The organism is Brevundimonas sp. (assembly GCF_035998205.1).
Lineage (GTDB): Bacteria > Pseudomonadota > Alphaproteobacteria > Caulobacterales > Caulobacteraceae > Brevundimonas.
The window spans coordinates 423318-441221 of record NZ_DASYHT010000006.1; the positions used below are offsets into that span (position 1 = coordinate 423318).

Genomic DNA, 17904 nt, shown 5'->3' on the forward strand with positions numbered 1-17904 from the left:
TCCATGTCCAAAACCCCGCTGCTCGATACTGTCCGCGTTCCCGCCGACTTCCGCGAGTTCGACGCGCCCCGCCTGCGCCAGCTGGCGGACGAGGTGCGCGCCGAAACCATCGACGCCGTGTCGGTGACCGGCGGTCACCTCGGGGCCGGGCTGGGCGTGGTCGAGCTGACCGTGGCGCTGCACCATATCTTCGAGACGCCGCGCGACATCCTGATCTGGGACGTCGGCCACCAGTGCTATCCGCACAAGATCCTCACCGGCCGGCGCGACCGTATCCGCACCCTGCGCCAGGGCGGCGGCCTGTCCGGCTTCACCAAGCGGTCCGAGAGCGAATACGACCCGTTCGGCGCGGCCCATGCCTCGACCTCGATCTCGGCCGCGCTCGGCTACTGCGCCGCCCGTGACCAGCGTGGCGACAACAACAAGGTCGTGGCGGTGATCGGCGACGGCTCGATGTCCGCCGGCATGGCCTATGAGGCGATGAACAACGCCGCCGAGACCACCCGCCAGCTGATGGTGGTGCTGAACGACAACGACATGTCGATCGCCCCGCCGGTCGGGGGCATGAGCGCCTATCTGGCCAAGCTGGTGTCGGGCGGCGCCTACCAGAACTTCCGCCGCTTCGGGAAACAGGTGGTCGACCATCTGCCGCGCCCCTTCCGCGACGCCGCCCGCAAGGCCGAGGAGTACGCCCGCGGCATGGTCACGGGCGGGACCTTCTTCGAGGAGCTGGGCTTCTACTACATCGGCCCGATCGACGGGCACGACCTCGACACCCTCGTGCCCATTCTGGAGAACGCGGCGGCAATCGACGACCGGCCGGTGCTGGTCCACGTCGTGACCCAGAAGGGCAAGGGCTACGCCCCCGCCGAGAACAGCGCCGACAAGTACCACGGGGTGGTCAAGTTCGACGTGGTCTCGGGCAAACAGGCCAAGGCCATCTCCAACGCCCCGAGCTACACCAAGGTGTTCGGCACGGAGCTGATCAAGCGGGCCGAGCGCGACCCGCGCATCGTCGCCATCACCGCCGCCATGCCTTCTGGCACGGGCCTCGACCTGTTCGGCCAGGCCTTCCCCAAGCGCACCTTCGACGTCGGCATCGCCGAGCAGCACGCGGTGACCTTCGCCGCCGGCCTGGCCGCAGATGGCATGAAGCCGTTCTGCGCCATCTATTCGACCTTCCTGCAGCGCGGCTACGACCAGGTGGTGCACGACGTGGCCATCCAGGGCCTGCCGGTGCGCTTCGCCATGGACCGGGCCGGTCTGGTCGGCGCCGACGGGGCGACCCACGCCGGCAGCTTCGACATCGGCTACATGGGCGCCCTGCCGGGCATGGTGCTGATGGCCGCCGCCGACGAGGCCGACCTCGCCGCCATGATCGCCACCGCCTGCGAGATCGACGACCGCCCCAGCGCCTTCCGCTATCCGCGCGGGGACGGGGTCGGGGTGGAGATCCCCGAGCTGGCGGCGCCGCTGGAGATCGGCAAGGGCCGCATCGTGCGCGAGGGGACCAGCGTGGCCCTGCTCTCGTTCGGCACGCGCCTGCAGGAGACGCTGAAGGCCGCCGACATGCTGGCGGCCCGGGGGGTCTCGGCCACGGTCGCCGACGCCCGCTTCGCCAAGCCGCTCGACGAGGACCTGATCCTGCGGCTGGCGCGCGAGCACGAGGCGCTGGTGACCATCGAGGAAGGCGCCATGGGCGGTTTCGGCGCCTTCGTGCTGCAGATGCTGGCCGAGCGCGGGGCGCTGGATGCAGGGCTCAAGGTGCGCACCATGCACCTGCCCGACGTGTTCCAGGACCACGACAAGCCGGACCTGATGTACGCCGAGGCGGGGCTGAACGCCGAGCATATCGCCGCCCGGGCCTTGGCGGCGCTGGGCGTCGATCGCGCGCCTGGCGTGGCGCGCGCCTGAGGCCCGGTCGTCGCGATTATTCGCAGAGCTTGAAGTAGCGCTCGACCCGATCCGCCGACCCGGGCTGGGCGGCGAGGCCGCGTCGCTCGCCGCCGTCATCGATGGCCAGCCAGCCCAGGGCGCGGAACTGTGCGAAAACAGGCGCCGTCACCGGCGCCTCGGCCAGCAGCAGGACCTCGTCTTCAAGATTGCTGGGCTCGGCGCTGGCCCGCCAGGCTCCGGCGACGCCGCCGGACTCCAGCCGGATTTCCGCCGCCGTTCGGGCCGCCGGCTGCAGGATGTCGGTGCGACCGCTGCCCGGGCGGCAGTCGAAGCGCAGGCTGAGCTCGTCCGAGGCCTCGACGCCATAAGCCAGCATGGCGCTCTCGCTGTCGGCGTGCACGAACCAGTCCCGTCCCGCCACCGGCAGAGGGGCGGCGGGCGAGGCGGGCGCCACGGCCGGGCGGGGGGCGCAGGCGCTCACCCCGACAATGGCCAGGCCGGCGACAGCAATGATGGCGCGCATGGGGTTCCCCCGGGATCAGCGGGCGCAAAGCTCCACCAGCCGGCGAAGCTTGGCAAGATGCGCGCGTGGGACGTGCACCACCTCGCTGCGTCCGCCGCTGTCCAGCGTCATCTGCCCGGCGGCGGCCATGGCCGTCACGACCGGATGGTCGAGCGCCACCGCCGCGCGCAGCGCCTCGCCGCGCACCGCCTCCAGCTGTGCCGTGGCCGAGGCCTGTCCGGCGGTCAGGGTGGCGAAGGGGGCCGCAGGTCGGACGCCATAGACGGTGACCGCCAGGCGGTTTTGCCCCGGCGTGCACTCCAGGGTCGCCCGCAGCCGGTCGGTCTCGGGCACCTCATGGGCGAGGGTGATGGCCCCGCTGCCTTCGTACAGCGTCCAGGTCCAGCCCGACTGGGCGGGACCGGCAGTGGCCGCCGCCGCCGGGGCCGCCAGCAGCGCGGCGATCAGGACGCCCGTCGTCGTCCGGCCCATGCCCGGCCCCTCCATGGAAGTTCAGGGGCCAAGGTGGTCAGGTCCGGGCCGAAGCGCAATGGCCGAGGAAGGCCGCGGCGAGGCGACGTCCCTCCGGCCCGGCGGGAATGCGCGCGCGCACGTCGTCGTCGTTGACGACCGGCAGGCCGTCGCCGCGGGCGAGGCTGATGAGGGCCGGGTCATCACTGGCCAGCCGGAGATCAAGCAGCAGCTCGCCGCTCAGCGGATCGATCGGCGCGGGGGCCATGGCGGCGCGCATCAGCGCCGGGCTGTCCGGACGCACCGGGCCCCAGGCGTTCACAGCCTCGCCGGGGCTGCAGGTCAGCATGACCGCCAGATGGTCGGAGTTCGGGACGCCATAGGCGAGTTTCGCCAGATCTCCCTCATGGGTGAGGGTCCACTGCATCGGGGTCGCGCCGTCGACGGTCTGCGGCTCGGTGCGCCCCGCCAGGGCCAGGGTCGCCAGGATCGCCGTTGCGGGAATGAGAAATCGGAACATGGTTTGGCTCGCGTTCGAAGTCTTAACGCGAGGCGGGGGTGAGGGTTCACGGCTCCGCTTGCGTCCTCTCACGCTGGCGCAACGCGGATGAACGCAAGCTGAGCTATTTCGCCCCGCGGGCGAGCGGGGTCAGAACGGCGAGAAGCGCTCGACCAGGTTCTGCGCCGCCGGGGCGGCCTGCATCCGGCTGATGTCGCCGCGGCCGCCGTAGGAGATGCGCGCTTCGGCGATCTGCGTGTGGTCGACCGTATTGGCCGAGGAGATGTCCTCGGGCCGGACGATGCCGGCCACGGTCAGTTCGCGCACCTCGCGGTTGGTGCGCACTTCCTGCCGACCCTGGATCACAAGGTTGCCGTTCGGCATGACCGCGGTGACGACGGCGGCGATGGTCAGCTCGACCTGCTCCGACCGGCTCACGGTGCCCGAGCCGGTCGCGTTGGACTCGCCCTGGAGGCCGACCATGTTGGCCGGGTCAAAGCCGCCCGGGAAGGCGCGGCCGAGGCTGCTCTCAAGCCCGAACAGATTGTTGACCCCGCCGGACATCTCGTTGCTGCGGTTGCGCTGGGTGGCGTTCGAGGTCTGGGCGCGGTCGTCGATGTTGACGTTGACCGTGAGAATGTCGCCGACCCGCCGCGCGCGCTGGTCGCCGAAGAAGGTGCGCGCGCCGGTCCGCCACAGGGAGTTGGCGCTGGCCGGACGGTTCTCCGGCGCGGCGAGGATCGGCTGCTGCACCGGCACAAGCGCCGCCGGATAGCCGATCGGGGCCAGTTCGGGGCCGCGCACGGCCTCGATCGCCGTGCTGCAGGCGGCCAGCGGGACCAGGGCCATAAGGGCGACGAGGGCGGGGCGCGGGCGGAACGATACGGACATGGCGAGGCCTCTCATCGGCTGGCGAAAACGGCGGCGTCGGCGCGCGCCTGCAGGGCGGCGGGCCCGGCGAGGGCGCGGCCCGGAGCCGCAGCGACGGCCTCGATCACGCGGCCGGACTGGAGATTGAGGACCGGGACAGGCTGTCCCACGGCCGCGTTGCGCTGGGCGCGGCCGGTGATGGTCAGGCGGACGCCCTCGAGCTCATAGATGACCTGGACGCTGTCGCCGCGCTGGATCACGGCCGCGCCGGGTGTCGCCCGCACCGGCGTCGCGGCGGCGGCGAAGGCGCCCGGGGCTGCGGCTGGCGCACCGGCCGCAGCCGGGCCGGCGGCTTCCGGCGCGCGGCGCACCACGATGCGGCGCAGGCCCTGCGGATTGGCCCAGTCGAGCCCGGCGGCGCGCGCCGTGGCCTGGACCTGGTGGGCCGGCAGCACCACGGACGGCCCGACGCGCTCGGCCACCACCACATTGGCGGCGGCGCCGGCCCCGTCGAAGATGTCGCCGAGGGTGACGCGCCCGTCGGCGTCCTGCGGGCTGGCGCGCAGGGTGACCGGGTCGGCCAGCGCCGGCGTCGCCGCCGCGGCCAGCCCCAGGGCGAGGACGAGGAGACGGCGCATCAGCTCTTCACCTGTCCGGTCACCTGCAGCATCTCGTCGGCGGTGCTGATGACCTTGGAGTTCATCTCATAGGCCCGCTGGGCCACGATCAGGGCGGTAATCTCGGACACCGCATCGACGTTCGAGGCCTCGGTGTAGCCCTGCAACAGCTGGCCGAAGCCGATGTCGCCCGGAGCCCCGACGTTGGCGGGCCCGGAGGCGGCGGTCTCCAGCAGCAGGTTATCGCCGATGGCTTCCAGCCCCGCCTCGTTGAAGAAGGTGGCGAGCTCCAGCTGGCCGACGATCTGCGGCTGCGGATCGCCGTCGGTGCTCACCTGCACCTGGCCGGCGCGCGAGATGGTGATGTCGACCGCGCCCTGGGGAATGGTGATGTTCGGCTGCACCTCGTAGCCGTCGTCGGTCACCAGGGTGCCGTCGGCATTGAGCGAGAGATTGCCGGCGCGGGTGTAGGCGGTCTCGCCCGACGGCAGCAGCACCTGGAGGTAGCCGCGGCCGTCGATGGCGATGTCGAAGGTGTTGCCGGTGCGGCTGGGGGAGCCCTGCTCGGTGATGCGGTAGACGCTGCCAGCCTTGACGCCGGCCCCGACCTGGATGCCGGTCGGGATGACGTTGCCCTGGGCGGCGGACTGGGCCCCCATGCGTTCGACGTTCTGGTACAGCAGGTCCTGGAACTCGGCCCGCTGGCGCTTGAAGCCGACCGTGTTCATGTTGGCGATGTTGTTCGAGATGACCTCAACGTTGAGCTGCTGGGCGGTCATGCCCGAGGCGGCGGTTCTCAGCGCACGCATGGCGGTCTCTCTGCTTAACTCGCCCGGCCGAGGCGCTCGACGGCGCGCTTGGACAGGTCACTGGCGTTCTCGATCATCCGGGTGACGCGCTCGTAGGCGCGCTGGATCTCGATCAGATTGGTGATCTCGAGCAGCGGGTTGACGTTGGAGCCCTCCAGCATGCCCTGACGGATCCGGGCGTCGGGGGCGTCGACCGGGGCGGCGTTGGCGACGTTGCGATAGAGCCCGTCGCCGCCCTTCTGCAGGACCGCGAGATTGTCGAAGCGGACCACGGTCAGCTGGCCGACCGGCAGGCCGTTCTGGGTGATGACGCCGTCCGCCCCGACGGTCGGCTCGCCCTGGGCCGGGTCGAGCACGATCTCCGCCCCGCCGCCGAGCACCGCCAGGCCGCCCTCGGTGACCAGACGGCCTTCGGGGTCGAGGGTGAAGGCGCCGTCGCGGGTGTAGGCCTCGCCGCCTGCGTCCTGCACCGTGAAGAAGGCGCCTTCCCCCTCGATGGCGAAGTCGAGCGTGCGTCCGGTCTGGCTCAGCTCGCCCTGGCCGAAGTCCCGGGCCACGCCGTTGTCGAGCACGAAGCGGACGCCGCCGTCGACGTCGTGGTTGCGCGCGCGCGAGCCCACCTCGGTCGAGGTCATCAGCTGCTCGACCTTGAAGCCCGTCGTGTCGGCGTTGGCGATGTTGTTCGCCACGATGTCCAGCTCGCGGCGCAGCGTCAGCTGGCGGGACAGTCCGATGTAGGCGGCGTTTTCCACGGCGAGGCGCTCCTTCGCGCCGTCTCGTCGCAACCCCCGTGCCACGCGGGAAAGATAAATAAAAACAATGGAAAGTGGGTTTGGCTGAGGGGCTTCACCCGGCAGAAATTGCCGTCTCTAAACGCCTCGTTAACCAAAGTGGTCGCACCTTGCCCGGGTCGGAATCCGGGGCGCGCACGCCATGATCAAGCTGGGCAAGAAGAAGGATGCCGCGGCCGAGGCTGCGCCGGCCGCCGAAGGCGCCGAGGGCGAAGACGCGCCCAAGAAGAAAAAGCTCCCGCTCCTGTTCATCATCATCCCGGCCGCCCTCGTGGTGCTGGGCGGCGGCGGCGGGGCCGCCTTCTTCCTGATGCAGCCCAAGCCGGCCCCGGCCGAGGCCGAAGAGGGCGAGCACGGGGCCGAGAAGAAGGACGACGGCCACGGGGCCGAGAAGAAGAAGGACGACGGCCACGGCGGCGAGAAGAAGAAGGATGACGGCCACGGCGGCGGCGGCGACGCCGAGGGCGGGGCGGCCACCGGCGTGATCGCCGAGGGGCCGGATGGGGTCACCTTCTACACCCTGCCGCCGATGCTGGTGAACATCCAGAGCCCGGACGGCCGGCCGACCTTCCTCAAGCTCCGGCTGACGCTGGAGATGTCGGACTCCGAGGCCGCCTACAAGCTGCAGTCCGAGTACCCGCGCCTCAACGACATGTTCCAGGGCTTCCTGCGCGAGCTGCGTCCGGAGGACCTGTCCGGCTCGGCCGGCACCCACCAGCTGCGCGCCGAGATCCTTCGCCGCGTCAACCTCGTGGCCGCGCCGGCCAAGGCCGATGCGGTGCTGATCGAGGAGATGCTGATCCAGTGACCGATCAGCCTGTGTCCGATGATCCGTTCGACGGCGGGGCTGACCCGACGACGACGGAGCGCGTCCTGAACCAGGACGAGATCGACAGCCTGCTGGGCTTTGATCTCGGCGGGGACGACGGCGCCGACAAGAGCGGCATCCGGGCGATCATCAACTCGGCGCTGGTCTCGTACGAGCGCCTGCCGATGCTCGAGATCGTCTTTGACCGGCTGGTCCGGCTGATGACGACCTCGCTGCGCAACTTCACCTCGGACAACGTCGAGGTCAGCCTCGACAGCATGAGCTCGATGCGGTTCGGGGACTATCTGAACTCGATCCCGCTGCCGGCCATCCTGGCGGTGTTCCGGGCCGAGGAGCTCGACAACTACGGCCTGCTGACGGTCGATTCCAACCTGATCTATTCGATCGTCGACGTTCTGCTGGGCGGTCGTCGCGGCACGGCGGCCCTGCGCATCGAGGGACGGCCCTACACCACCATCGAGCGGGTGCTGGTGCAGCGGATGGTCGAGGTCATCCTCGCCGACGCGCGGGCGGCGTTCGAGCCCCTGACCCCGGTCAACTTCAACCTCGACCGGCTGGAGACCAACCCGCGCTTCGCCGCCATCGCCCGGCCGGCCAACGCCGCCATTCTGGTCAAGCTGCGCATCGACATGGAGGACCGCGGCGGCCGCATCGAGCTGTTGCTGCCCTACGCCACGCTCGAACCCATCCGGAAGATGCTGCTGCAGCAGTTCATGGGCGAGAAGTTCGGGCGCGACAACATCTGGGAAAGCCACCTGGCGACCGAGCTCTGGACCACCGAGACCGAGGTGCGCGCCGTGCTCGACGAGCAGACCACCACCCTCGCCAAGGTGCTGGAGATGAAGGTCGGCGACACCCTGATCCTCAACGCTACGCCGGAGAGCGAGGTGTCGATCCGCTGCGGCCAGATTCCGCTCACCACGGGGCGCATGGGCCGCAAGGGGCGGCACATCGCCGTACGCGTCGAGCGCCCCATCAGCATCGAGGCGGCCACGGCCCTCACCGGGAGACGTTCATGACGGGTCTGATCCTCGATGCGGTGCTGATGCTGCTGCTGGTGGCCGCGCTCGGCTACGGCGTGCGGCTGGAGCGCAAGCTGGCCACCCTGCGCCAGGGCCAGGCCGACTTCGCCAGGGCGGTCGGCGAACTGAACGCCGCGGCCGGCCGCGCCGAGGCGGCGCTGGGCTCGCTGCGCGTGGCGAGCCAGGAGACCGACCTGCTGCATGACCGCATTCTCAAGGCCCAGGCGTTGAAGCTGGAGCTGGAGACCCTGACGGCGCGGGCCGAGCGCGGGATCGCCGCCGCTCCGGCGCGGACGCCGGCCCCCGCCCGCGAAACCGCCGCCCGCGAGGCGGCGCGCCCTGCGCGCGTTGCGCCCGGCTCGCTGGCCGAGCGGATCCAGGCCCTGGCCACGGGCGAGGCCTCCAGCCCCGGCAACGTCCGCGCCATCGTCCAGGCCATGACCGCTAACCAAGCCGCGAAACAGAGCCTCAACCAGGCCCGGCGCAGGCTGGACGATGATCTGTTCGCCGCCTGATCGCCCGCGCGCCTGACCCCTCTCCGGAACCCCGCATGAAGCTCCCCCGTCTCCTGCCCCTGATCGCGGTCGCCATTGGCGGCGTGGTCGCCGTGCGCGCCGTGGGCGCCGCCCCGGGGCTGTGGCAGGGCGCCCAGGCCTGGGCCGAGGAGCTGCCGGCCGCCGCGGCGGGCGAGGGCGGCGAGGGCGCGGCGGCGACCCCGACCGCCGCCGCCCCGCCGGCGGTCTGCGCCCTGACGCCGGAGCAGCTGGCCGAGCAGGCCGGCATCTCCCCGGCCGAGCTGCGAATCATCCAGAGCCTGTCGGCCCGGCGCGAGCAGCTGGACGCCCGCGACGCCGACTTCGCCACCATGCTGCCGCTGATGACGGCGGCGGAGCAGAAGCTGGCGGCCCAGGTCACCGCGCTGAATACGGTCAAGGCCGAGGTCGAGGCCCTGCTGGGGCAGGTTGACGAGCGCGAACAGGCCGAGATCGACCGGCTGGTGCAGGTCTATTCCGCCATGCGCCCGCGTGAGGCGGCCCGGGTCATGGCGACGCTGGACGACGAAGTGCGCCTGCCGGTCGCCGCGGCCATGCGGCCCCGCTCGCTCGCCGCCGTGATGGCGCAGATGGAGCCGGCCGCCGCCCGCGAGCTGACCGAGAAGCTGGCCCGCAGATTCGAGGCCCAGCAGCTGGCGGCCCGCGCCGCTGCCGCTTCGGCCCTGCCGACGGCCGCCACGGTCGCGCCTGCCGCTGGCGCTGGCGCCGCGGCGACGCCGGCTGCGGCCCCGGCGGCCGCGCCCGCGGCTGCGCCTGCTGCGGATGCAGCCGAGCGCCCGGCCCAGCGCGCCGCCCGCCCGGCCCAGCGCCCGGCCCAGCGCCCGGCGCAACGCCCGGCGGCGGCCCAGACGCCGGCGGCGCCTGCCGGTCCCCAGCCCTATGCCGCCGGCGCCGCGGAGACCCCGCCCGCCGCCGCCACGCCGCCGCCGGCCGCGCCGCGCCAGTCCGTGGAGTAGTTGGCGCCGGGCCTCGGGATGGCTAAGCAGCGGCCTCCCGTCGCCTGCCTTCCGAGGTCGCCATGTCCGACACGCCTCCCGACCGCCTGTCGGTCGATCCCGACAGCCCCTTCCACGACGCCGCCGTGCTGGCGCGCGACGTGGGCGTCCGCTTCAAGGGCGAGGAGAAGACCAACGTCGAGGAGTACTGCGTCTCCGAGGGCTGGGTCCGCCTCGCTGTCGGCAATCGCGTGGACCGCCGCGGCAAGCAGCTGACCATCAAGCTTCAGGGCGAGGTCGAGCCGTTCTATCGCAACGGCTGAGACCGCTTTACGGTGGCGGCCCCTGTCGCCGGAGCGTTGCCGTGTCTCTCATGAAATCCTGCCTGCTCGCCGGAGCCGCCCTGGCCCTGTCGGCCGCGTCCGCCGCCGCCCAGGACGCCGCTGCGCTGCGCACCGCCGAGGCCCTGCGCGACCGCGCCCTGCAAGGCTCGGGCGCCTACGCCATCGTCGAGGACCTGACCACACGCTTCGGAGCGCGGCCGGCCGGGACCGAATCGGAACAGGCCGCCGCCCGCTGGGGCGCCGAGCAGTTCCGCGCCTGGGGCTTCCGCAATGTGGCGGTCGAGTCCTTCCCCCTGTCGGCCTGGCGCCGCGGCGAGGAGCGGGTCGAGGTGCTGTCGCCGGCGCCGCAGCGGCTGGTGGTGACGGCGCTCGGCGGTTCGATCGCCACCCCGCCCGGCGGGGTCGAGGGCGAGGCCGCCATCTTCCGCACCTATCAGGACCTGCTCGACGCCCCGGTCGGGTCTCTGGCGGGCAAGATCGCCGTGGTGCTGCAGGACACGCCGCGCGCCCAGGACGGGGCCGGCTATGGCTCGGCCAGCGCCATCCGCTTCCAGGGGCCGACCGAGGCCGCGCGGCGCGGAGCTATCGGCTTCCTGCTGCGCTCGCTGGGCACCCATGACCATCGCTTCGCCCACACCGGGGCCACGCGGGTGGGCGAGGGGACCATCCCGGCCTTCGCCCTCAGCCCGCCGGATGCGGAGCAGCTGCTGCGCCTGCGCGACGCCGGGCTGGGGCCGGTGCGCCTGCGCCTCGCCGCCGACGTCGGCTTCCTCGAGCCCTCGACCTCGCAGAATGTGGTCGGCGAGGTGATCGGCGACGAGCGGCCGGAGGAGGTGATCGTCATCGGCGGCCACCTCGACAGCTGGGACCTCGGCACCGGGGCCATCGACGACGGGGCCGGGGTGGCCATCACCGCCGCGGCCCTGAAGCTGATCGCCGACCTGCCCGAGCGGCCGGCCCGCACCATCCGCGTCGTCTGGTGGGGCGCCGAGGAGGTCAGCCAGCCGCCGCCCGCCCAAGGCCTCGCCGGGGCGCGCCACTACGCCGAGACCCGCCGGGACCAGGCCGCAAACCATGTGGCGGTGAGCGAGAGCGATTTCGGGGCCGGGCCGATCTACGCCCTCGCCCTGCCGGCCGGGGCCGATCCGGCCTTCCGCGCCGCGGCCATGCGGGTGCTCACGCCGCTGGGGATCTATTTCGACGGCGAGCCGGCGCGCAGCGGCGGGCCCGACACCGGGCCGCTGGTGGCGCTGGGGGTGCCGGCCTTCCGCCTGGCCCAGGACGGAACCGACTATTTCGACACCCACCACACGGTGGACGACGTGATCGACCGCATCGAGCCGGAGAACCTCGACCAGAACGTCGCCGCCTGGGCCGCCTTCCTCTGGCTGCTGGCCGAAAGCGACGTCAGCTTCCGGCCGGCCCCCTGATGCCCCCGCGAGCGTGGCGAAACTGGTAGACGCAAGCGACTTAAAATCGCTCGACCTCGGTCATGCGGGTTCGATCCCCGCCGCTCGCACCATCGGCTCACTTCGTGTTTCGCCGGCGGCCGCGCCCTTAACAGGGGGGGCGGTTCCTTGCCACAAGGGGCGCGGGGAAACGCCGTCACGGACCACACATGAACAGAGCCCGCCGCGCGCGCATTGTCGCCACGCTCGGACCCGCCAGCCGCGCCCCGGGCACGGTCAAGGCCCTGGCCCAGGCCGGGGTTGACGTCTTCCGGCTCAACTTCAGCCACGGCTCGCATGAAGATCATGCGGCGGCCCTGAAAGCCGTGCGCGGGGCCGAGCTGGCGTTGCAGCGGCCGCTCGGCGTGCTGGCCGACCTGCAGGGGCCGAAGCTGCGCCTTGGCCGTTTCGCCGACGGGGCCATCGACATCGCCCCCGGCCATCGTATGCGCTTCGACCTCGACCCGACGCCGGGCGACGCGACGCGGGTGCAGATGCCCCACCCGGAAATCCTCAAGGCGCTGCGCCCCGGCATGTCGCTGCTGCTCGACGACGGCCGGGTCCGGCTCAAGGTCGGCGAGCGCACGGACGACTGGGCCGACGTCGAGGTGGTCAGCGGCTCGAAGCTGTCGGACCGCAAGGGCGTGGCGGTGCCGGAAGCGATCATCCCGGTCTCGGCCCTGACCCCCAAGGACCGGGAGGACCTGGCCTTCGCCCTGCGCATCGGCGTTGACTGGGTGGCGCTCAGCTTCGTGCAGAAGGCCGAGGACATGGCCGAGCTGAAGCGGCTGGTGGCCGGCAAGGCCGCCTGTCTGGCCAAGATCGAGAAGCCCCAGGCGCTGAAGGACCTGCCGGCCATCCTCGACTATTCCGACGGGGTGATGGTCGCCCGCGGCGACCTCGGCGTCGAGCTGGAGCCCGAGGAAGTGCCGGTGGCGCAGAAGCAGATCCTGCGCGCGGCGCGCCAGCGCGGCGTGCCGGCCATCGTCGCCACCCAGATGCTCGAGAGCATGACCTCGGCCCCGGCCCCGACCCGGGCCGAGGCCTCGGACGTGGCCAACGCCGTCTACGAGGGCGCCGACGCCCTGATGCTGTCGGCCGAGACCGCCTCGGGCGACTATCCCCTGGAAGCGGTCACCATCATGAACCGCATCATCGAGCGGGTGGAGCGCGATCCGCTCTGGCCCAGCCTGATGGACGCCGAGCACGCCGGCATGGACGAGCATGACGTCGACGCCCTGGTGGCGGCGGCGCGCAAGGCCGGCGAGGCCCAGTCGACCGCCTGTGTGGTGGTGTTCACCACCCTCGGCGGCACCGCCCGGCGCATGGCCCGCGAGCGGCCGCTGCACCCGGTGCTGGCCCTGACGCCGAATGCCGACACCGCCCGTCGGCTGGCGCTGGTCTGGGGGCTGGAGCCGCGGCTGGGCCGCCAGCCGGCCTCGCTGGAAGAGGTGACCGACGACGCGGTCAACGCCGCCACCGAGTACGGCCTGGCCGGGCCGGGGCAGCGCATCCTGATCCTCGCCGGCACGCCGTTCGGGGCGCCGGGCGCCGCCAACCTGCTGCGCCTCGCCCATGCGCCGACCCAGCCGAAGCCGCGCGGGCGGAAAAAGAGCTAGTCCGCCTTCCCGGCCAGCTGACGGGAGATCCGGTCCAGCTTCTCGTGAAGCTGGGCCACCTCGGCCTCCGCCTTGACGTTGACCTCATAGTCCAGCTGGGCGCTGAGACGGTCCTTCGCCGCCTGGCGGTTCTGCGACATCATGATGATCGGGGCCTGGATCGCCGCCAGCATCGACAGCAGCAGGTTCAGGAAGATGAAGGGGTAGGGGTCGAACCGCTCCGGCCCCGGCAGCAGCAGGTTCAGCGCCGCCCAGACCGCGAGGCACAGGCCGAAACCGCCGACAAAGCCCCACGAGCCGCCGATCGCGGCCACGTGATCGGCCATGCGCGCGCCGAAGGACTGGCTTTCCTCGAAGGCGGCGTTCGGATCGCGCGTCTCGCTACCCCGCGCCAGGACCCGATGCACCAGCCGGCGGTCGCGCTCGCTGAGCCGCACATGGCCGTCGGCCAGCTCCTGTCCGAGACGCCTGAGCTCTTCATCCATGCGCCGAGGACGCGCTGAGTCCCCGCTGGCCGCAAGCCGGATCAGCGGCCGGTCACCACCTTGGCGAACAGCAGGCTGGTGGTGTCGATGACCGCCTCCAGCGGCGTGTCCCCGCGCTGCAGCAGCCGCAGCCCGGCGGCGACGGCGTCAACCATGCTCGCCGCCTCGTAGGAGGCCAGCCGCGGGTCGAGGCGGGGATCATGGCGCCCATTGGCGCGGGCCTGGGCGATCTTGCGCTCAATGGCCAGATGCACCCGGCGCAGGCGGCGGATGCGCTCGGTGGCGAAAGCCTCGTGCCCCTCGTCGGCCAGGGCGGTGCCGATGCGCAGCACGGGTCCATGCTCGGCCCAGATGTCGACCACGGCCGCCACATAGGCGCGGGCCTGATCGACGGCGCGCTCGCCGGACCAGTCGGCGTCGAACAGCGGGGTCAGGGCCTGGTAGGGGGCGCTCGCCGCCTCGCACAGGGCCAGCACGGGCTCATCGACGCTCTTGAAGTAGGTGTAGAAGCTCGGCGCCGAGACGCCGGCCGCCCGGGCGATGTCCGCCGGGCGCAGGTCGGCCAGCTTGTGCGTCTCCAGCAGGGTCCGCGTCGCCGCGAGGATCGCCTCGCGGGTCCGGCCGCCGCGCCGGCCGATGCGGTGGCCCAGTTTGTTGACCGGCCGTGCGCCGCTCTCGCCCATGGTCGCCTCCCGTCGCCAGATTGGCGGCGCCTGTGAGCAAGTGCAACATGGACCGTGGCGGCCTGCGGCGACCGGACCGCGACGGCGGCGCTGGAATCCGGGCCCGATCCGGCGTAACCGTCCGCACCGTTCGCCGACGGAGACGCCATGCCGACCGCCTTCCACACCCGCATCGCCGCCGAACTGGCCGAGATCGACGCCCAGGGCCTGACCAAGCCCGAGCGGGTGATCCACTCGCGGCAGGGGCCGGTGATCGAGACGGGCGGCCGTCGGGTGCTGAACTTCTGCGCCAACAACTATCTCGGCCTCGCCGGCGACAGCCGCGTGGTCCAGGCCGGCGATCGCGCGGCGGAGGCTTACGGGGCCGGCACCGCCTCGGTGCGCTTCATCTGCGGCACCCTCGGCATCCACAAGACGCTGGAGCGCGCCATCGCCGATTACCTCGGCTTCGAGGACGCCATCCTGTTCGCCGCCGCCTTCGACGCCAACGGCGGCCTGTTCGAGCCGCTGTTCGGGCCCGAGGACGCGATCGTCTCGGACAGTCTGAACCACGCCTCGATCATCGACGGGGTGCGGCTGTGCAAGGCGAAGCGCTACCGTTTCGCCACCTCGGACATGGCCGATCTGGAGGCGCAGCTGAAGCAGGCCCGGGCTGACGGGGCGCGCGACATCATCATCGCCACCGACGGCGCCTTCTCGATGGACGGCTACATCGCCCGGCTGCCGGAGATCCGCGCCCTGGCCGACCGCTACGACGCCCTCGTCATGGTCGACGACTGCCACGCCACCGGCTTCCTCGGGCCGCAGGGCAAGGGCTCCTTCGCCCACCATGGCGTCACGGTCGATATCGTCACCGGCACCTTCGGCAAGGCGCTGGGCGGAGCCATGGGCGGCTTCATCTGCGCCACCACGCCGGTGGTCGAGCTGCTCAAGCAGCGTGCCCGGCCCTATCTGTTCTCCAACGCCCTGGCCCCGTCGGTCTGCGGCGCCAGCCTCGAGGCCATCCGCATCGCCCAGGGCGAGGAGGGCGATGCGCTGCGGGCGCAGCTGGTCGCCAACGCCGCCCGCTTCCGGGGAGCGATGACCGAGGCGGGCTTCAACCTGCTGCCCGGCGAGCACCCGATCATTCCGGTGATGCTGGGCGACGCCCGCCTGGCCCAGGACTTCGCCGCCCGCATGCTGGAGCTGGGCGTCTATGTGATCGGCTTCTCCTTCCCCGTCGTGCCGCGGGGACAGGCGCGCATCCGCACCCAGATGTCGGCGGCGCACACCTTTGACCACATCGACGAAGCGGTCGCGGCGTTCACGACGGCCGGCAAGGAACTGGGAGTGATCCGATGACGCAGATGATGAAAGCCCTGGCCAAGACCCGCCCCGCCGAGGGGCTGGAGTTGATCGAGGCGCCGATCCCCGAGGCGGGGCCTGAGGATGTGCTGATCCGGGTGCACCGGGCGGCGGTGTGCGGCACCGACATCCACATCTGGAACTGGGACGAGTGGTCCCAGAAGAACGTGCCGGTGCCGATGATCACCGGCCACGAGTTCGCCGGCGAGATCGTCGCCATCGGCCGGGACGTCGACCGGCCGCTGAAGATCGGCCAGCGGGTGTCGGTCGAGGGCCACGTCATCGACCTCAACTCCGAGGCGGCGCGGGCGGGTCACTTCCACCTCGATCCGGCGACCCGCGGCATCGGCGTCAATCGCCAGGGGGCCTTCGCCGAGTTCGTCGCCGCCCCGGCCTTCAACGTCATCGAGCTGCCCGAGGATGTGCCGTACGAGATCGGGGCCATCCTCGACCCCTTCGGCAACGCCGTGCACACGGCGCAGCAGTTCGACCTGCTGGGCGAGGACGTGCTGGTCACCGGCGCCGGACCGATCGGCATGATGGCCGCGGCCGTGGCCCGTCACGCCGGCGCGCGCACCGTGGTGCTGACCGACATCAACGACTTCCGGCTGGAGCTGGCGCAGAAGGTGGCCCCGGGCGTGCGCACGGTGAACACCACCCGCGAGGACCTGCACGACGTCATGAAGGAGCTCGGCATGAAGGTCGGCTTCGACGTGGCGCTGGAGATGTCCGGCTCGCCGATCGCCTTCAGGCAGTGCGTCGACACCCTGATCATGGGCGGCGGCCTGGCCATGCTCGGCATTCCGTCGAAGCCGATGGAGACCGACTGGGGCGCGATCATCCTCAAGGCCCTGACCATCAAGGGGGTCTACGGCCGCGAGATGTTCACCACCTGGCGCAAGATGCTGGGCCTGCTGAAGGCCGGTCTCGACCTGACGCCGCTGATCACCCACCAGTACCCCTATGCGCAGTACCGCGAGGGCTTCGAGGTGATGAAGGCCGGTCAATCGGGCAAGGTCGTGCTGGACTGGGCGGCCTGAGGGCCGTCCTTCCAGCGACTCCATCCCGTCACCCTCGGGCTTGACCCGAGGATGACGGAGACGGGCGGGATCAGGGTTGCGATCCTGCCAGTTCACCCGGCCTCCAGCGCCTTCACCAGCCGGGTCTCGAAATTCCTCGCATCCGGGCGCGGCAGCAGCCTCCTCAACCGGTCCTGCTCGAACAGGGCCAGCACCCCGGGGTGCACATAGGCGCTACGGCAGACGGTCGGAGTATTGCCCAGGAGTCCGGCGACCGCGCGGATGCACACGGTGATCTTTCGTTTCGCCTCCGTGGGGGAGCCTGGCGCCGGCATCTCCCGCAGCGCGCGCGCCGCCGAGACGGTCGCCGCCCAGGTGCGGAAGTCCTTGGCCGAAAAATCCTCGCCCATGGCCTCGCGGATGTAGGTGTTGACCTCATCCGAGGTGACCGGGACCAGGTCGCCGTCCGCATCGCGGTACTTGAACACCTGCTGCCCCGGCAGGTCCTGCAGCGCTCGGATCACTCCCGCCAGCCGGCGGTCGCGCACGCTGACAGCGTGCGCCTTGCCGCTCTTGCCGCGGAAGCTGAACTGCAGAGCGGCGCCGTCGATCTCGAGGTGGCGCTTTTGCAGGGTCGTCAGGCCGTAGCTGCGGTTCTGGCGGGCGTACTGCGCATTGCCGATGCGGATCAGGGTGAGCTCGAGCAGCCGCACGGTCGTGGCCAGAACCTTCTCGCGGCAGACTCCCCGCCGGGCGAGGTCCGCGTCGACCTGGCGGCGCAGGCGCGGCAGGGCGCGGGCGAAGGCGGGCATGCGGTCGAACTTGCCGGTCGCGCGGTGGGCGCTCCAGTCGGCGTGGTAGCGGTACTGCTTGCGGCCCCTCTGGTCGCGACCGGTGGCCTGGATGTGGCCGCGGACGCGCGGGCAGATCCAGACGTCGGTCCAGGCCGGGGGGATGGCCAGCGCGGCGATGCGGTCGAGCACCCTGCGGTCCTCGACCTCCCGTCCCCGGGCGTCCACATAGCTGAACGCGCCAGGCTGGCCGTGACGCGACAGGCCGGGGTTCTCGTCCGAACAATAGGTCAGGCCCTCGGGGAGATCGGTCGGGTCGACATCGGGGGACAGGGTCATGGCCGGCCGCAAACGGGCGCCGGGCGTGCGCGGTTCC

Annotated in this window: 20 protein-coding genes and 1 tRNA gene; 11 read left to right on the forward strand and 10 right to left on the reverse strand. The window is 71.7% G+C overall.

Features of this window, described 5'->3' with window-relative positions:
- Nucleotides 1-3 precede the first annotated feature (3 nt).
- A complete protein-coding gene (dxs, locus tag VGN74_RS12005; protein ID WP_327448491.1) occupies nucleotides 4-1914 on the forward strand; it encodes a 1-deoxy-D-xylulose-5-phosphate synthase in 1911 nt (636 codons plus the stop codon).
- 16 nt (nucleotides 1915-1930) lie between these two features.
- Here dxs and VGN74_RS12010 read toward each other — a convergent pair whose 3' ends face one another.
- From VGN74_RS12010 to flgF, 7 genes are all read right to left on the reverse strand, one after another.
- On the reverse strand, nucleotides 1931-2419 hold the full coding sequence (locus VGN74_RS12010; protein WP_327448493.1) for a hypothetical protein: 489 nt from the start codon (nucleotides 2417-2419) through the stop codon (nucleotides 1931-1933).
- Nucleotides 2420-2434: 15 nt separating this feature from the next.
- On the reverse strand, nucleotides 2435-2890 hold the full coding sequence (locus VGN74_RS12015; protein ID WP_327448495.1) for a hypothetical protein: 456 nt from the start codon (nucleotides 2888-2890) through the stop codon (nucleotides 2435-2437).
- 37 nt (nucleotides 2891-2927) lie between these two features.
- A complete protein-coding gene (locus VGN74_RS12020; protein ID WP_327448497.1) occupies nucleotides 2928-3389 on the reverse strand; it encodes a hypothetical protein in 462 nt (153 codons plus the stop codon).
- Between the two features lie 129 nt (nucleotides 3390-3518).
- A complete protein-coding gene (flgH, locus tag VGN74_RS12025; RefSeq protein WP_327448499.1) occupies nucleotides 3519-4259 on the reverse strand; it encodes a flagellar basal body L-ring protein FlgH in 741 nt (246 codons plus the stop codon).
- A gap of 11 nt (nucleotides 4260-4270) precedes the next feature.
- Nucleotides 4271-4876 (reverse strand): flagella basal body P-ring formation protein FlgA, encoded by a 606-nt coding sequence (locus VGN74_RS12030; RefSeq protein ID WP_327448501.1) that lies wholly within the window; start codon nucleotides 4874-4876, stop codon nucleotides 4271-4273.
- Nucleotides 4876-5664 carry a flagellar basal-body rod protein FlgG gene (gene flgG, locus VGN74_RS12035; RefSeq protein WP_327448503.1) on the reverse strand — a complete coding sequence of 263 codons (789 nt, stop codon included), beginning with the start codon at nucleotides 5662-5664 and terminating at the stop codon, nucleotides 4876-4878. Before flgG ends, VGN74_RS12030 begins: the two co-directional genes overlap by 1 nt.
- A gap of 14 nt (nucleotides 5665-5678) precedes the next feature.
- A complete protein-coding gene (gene flgF, locus VGN74_RS12040; protein WP_327448505.1) occupies nucleotides 5679-6416 on the reverse strand; it encodes a flagellar basal-body rod protein FlgF in 738 nt (245 codons plus the stop codon).
- Between the two features lie 181 nt (nucleotides 6417-6597).
- Here flgF and VGN74_RS12045 point away from each other — a divergent pair, with 181 nt between their 5' ends.
- From VGN74_RS12045 to pyk, 8 genes are all read left to right on the forward strand, one after another.
- On the forward strand, nucleotides 6598-7263 hold the full coding sequence (locus tag VGN74_RS12045) for a flagellar basal body-associated FliL family protein (RefSeq protein ID WP_327448507.1): 666 nt from the start codon (nucleotides 6598-6600) through the stop codon (nucleotides 7261-7263).
- Nucleotides 7260-8303 (forward strand): flagellar motor switch protein FliM, encoded by a 1044-nt coding sequence (fliM, locus tag VGN74_RS12050; protein WP_327448509.1) that lies wholly within the window; start codon nucleotides 7260-7262, stop codon nucleotides 8301-8303. Before VGN74_RS12045 ends, fliM begins: the two co-directional genes overlap by 4 nt.
- A complete protein-coding gene (locus VGN74_RS12055; RefSeq protein ID WP_327448511.1) occupies nucleotides 8300-8821 on the forward strand; it encodes a DUF6468 domain-containing protein in 522 nt (173 codons plus the stop codon). Before fliM ends, VGN74_RS12055 begins: the two co-directional genes overlap by 4 nt.
- Nucleotides 8822-8856: 35 nt before the next feature.
- Nucleotides 8857-9816 carry a hypothetical protein gene (locus tag VGN74_RS12060; protein ID WP_327448513.1) on the forward strand — a complete coding sequence of 320 codons (960 nt, stop codon included), beginning with the start codon at nucleotides 8857-8859 and terminating at the stop codon, nucleotides 9814-9816.
- Nucleotides 9817-9878: 62 nt separating this feature from the next.
- The gene (locus VGN74_RS12065; RefSeq protein ID WP_327448515.1) at nucleotides 9879-10118 is read left to right on the forward strand and encodes a DUF3297 family protein; all 240 of its coding nucleotides are present in this window, start codon (nucleotides 9879-9881) and stop codon (nucleotides 10116-10118) included.
- 50 nt (nucleotides 10119-10168) lie between these two features.
- Nucleotides 10169-11569, forward strand: coding sequence for a M20/M25/M40 family metallo-hydrolase (locus VGN74_RS12070; protein ID WP_327449492.1), 1401 nt, complete (start codon nucleotides 10169-10171; stop codon nucleotides 11567-11569).
- Nucleotides 11570-11576: 7 nt separating this feature from the next.
- Nucleotides 11577-11661 (forward strand) — tRNA-Leu (locus VGN74_RS12075).
- 96 nt (nucleotides 11662-11757) lie between these two features.
- Nucleotides 11758-13206, forward strand: coding sequence for a pyruvate kinase (gene pyk / locus VGN74_RS12080; RefSeq protein ID WP_327448517.1), 1449 nt, complete (start codon nucleotides 11758-11760; stop codon nucleotides 13204-13206).
- Here the strand turns inward: pyk and VGN74_RS12085 are convergent.
- Together VGN74_RS12085 and VGN74_RS12090 are read right to left on the reverse strand one after the other, a co-directional pair.
- Complete coding sequence (locus tag VGN74_RS12085) at nucleotides 13203-13691, reverse strand: DUF1003 domain-containing protein (protein ID WP_327448519.1); 489 nt, start codon at nucleotides 13689-13691, stop codon at nucleotides 13203-13205. The genes pyk and VGN74_RS12085 overlap by 4 nt on opposite strands.
- A gap of 41 nt (nucleotides 13692-13732) precedes the next feature.
- Nucleotides 13733-14374, reverse strand: a complete 642-nt coding sequence (locus tag VGN74_RS12090; protein WP_327448521.1) for a TetR/AcrR family transcriptional regulator — start codon at nucleotides 14372-14374, stop codon at nucleotides 13733-13735.
- A gap of 147 nt (nucleotides 14375-14521) precedes the next feature.
- Here VGN74_RS12090 and VGN74_RS12095 point away from each other — a divergent pair, with 147 nt between their 5' ends.
- The gene (locus VGN74_RS12095) at nucleotides 14522-15715 is read left to right on the forward strand and encodes a glycine C-acetyltransferase (RefSeq protein ID WP_327448523.1); all 1194 of its coding nucleotides are present in this window, start codon (nucleotides 14522-14524) and stop codon (nucleotides 15713-15715) included.
- A gap of 8 nt (nucleotides 15716-15723) precedes the next feature.
- Nucleotides 15724-16758: an L-threonine 3-dehydrogenase gene (tdh, locus tag VGN74_RS12100; protein WP_349256348.1), complete on the forward strand. Its 1035-nt coding sequence runs from the start codon at nucleotides 15724-15726 to the stop codon at nucleotides 16756-16758.
- Nucleotides 16759-16850: 92 nt separating this feature from the next.
- Here the strand turns inward: tdh and VGN74_RS12105 are convergent, their stop codons facing one another.
- Entirely contained in the window at nucleotides 16851-17867 is a 1017-nt protein-coding gene (locus tag VGN74_RS12105) for a DNA topoisomerase IB (RefSeq protein WP_327448527.1), read from the reverse strand.
- Between the last annotated feature and the right edge of the window lie 37 nt (nucleotides 17868-17904).

Excerpts from the sequence above, each read along its gene's own strand:
- VGN74_RS12090 (WP_327448521.1), bottom strand. The coding sequence starts at position 14,374 with ATGGGCGAGAGCGGCGCACGGCCGGTCAACAAACTGGGCCACCGCATC.
- VGN74_RS12010 (WP_327448493.1), bottom strand. The coding sequence starts at position 2,419 with ATGCGCGCCATCATTGCTGTCGCCGGCCTGGCCATTGTCGGGGTGAGC.
- VGN74_RS12020 (WP_327448497.1), bottom strand. The coding sequence starts at position 3,389 with ATGTTCCGATTTCTCATTCCCGCAACGGCGATCCTGGCGACCCTGGCC.
- flgH (WP_327448499.1), bottom strand. The coding sequence starts at position 4,259 with ATGTCCGTATCGTTCCGCCCGCGCCCCGCCCTCGTCGCCCTTATGGCC.
- VGN74_RS12055 (WP_327448511.1), top strand. The coding sequence starts at position 8,300 with ATGACGGGTCTGATCCTCGATGCGGTGCTGATGCTGCTGCTGGTGGCC.
- VGN74_RS12045 (WP_327448507.1), top strand. The coding sequence starts at position 6,598 with ATGATCAAGCTGGGCAAGAAGAAGGATGCCGCGGCCGAGGCTGCGCCG.
- VGN74_RS12065 (WP_327448515.1), top strand. The coding sequence starts at position 9,879 with ATGTCCGACACGCCTCCCGACCGCCTGTCGGTCGATCCCGACAGCCCC.
- pyk (WP_327448517.1), top strand. The coding sequence starts at position 11,758 with ATGAACAGAGCCCGCCGCGCGCGCATTGTCGCCACGCTCGGACCCGCC.
- VGN74_RS12070 (WP_327449492.1), top strand. The coding sequence starts at position 10,169 with ATGAAATCCTGCCTGCTCGCCGGAGCCGCCCTGGCCCTGTCGGCCGCG.
- VGN74_RS12105 (WP_327448527.1), bottom strand. The coding sequence starts at position 17,867 with ATGACCCTGTCCCCCGATGTCGACCCGACCGATCTCCCCGAGGGCCTG.
- dxs (WP_327448491.1), top strand. The coding sequence starts at position 4 with ATGTCCAAAACCCCGCTGCTCGATACTGTCCGCGTTCCCGCCGACTTC.
- VGN74_RS12085 (WP_327448519.1), bottom strand. The coding sequence starts at position 13,691 with ATGGATGAAGAGCTCAGGCGTCTCGGACAGGAGCTGGCCGACGGCCAT.
- VGN74_RS12015 (WP_327448495.1), bottom strand. The coding sequence starts at position 2,890 with ATGGGCCGGACGACGACGGGCGTCCTGATCGCCGCGCTGCTGGCGGCC.
- tdh (WP_349256348.1), top strand. The coding sequence starts at position 15,724 with ATGAAAGCCCTGGCCAAGACCCGCCCCGCCGAGGGGCTGGAGTTGATC.
- VGN74_RS12095 (WP_327448523.1), top strand. The coding sequence starts at position 14,522 with ATGCCGACCGCCTTCCACACCCGCATCGCCGCCGAACTGGCCGAGATC.
- flgG (WP_327448503.1), bottom strand. The coding sequence starts at position 5,664 with ATGCGTGCGCTGAGAACCGCCGCCTCGGGCATGACCGCCCAGCAGCTC.
- VGN74_RS12030 (WP_327448501.1), bottom strand. The coding sequence starts at position 4,876 with ATGCGCCGTCTCCTCGTCCTCGCCCTGGGGCTGGCCGCGGCGGCGACG.
- VGN74_RS12060 (WP_327448513.1), top strand. The coding sequence starts at position 8,857 with ATGAAGCTCCCCCGTCTCCTGCCCCTGATCGCGGTCGCCATTGGCGGC.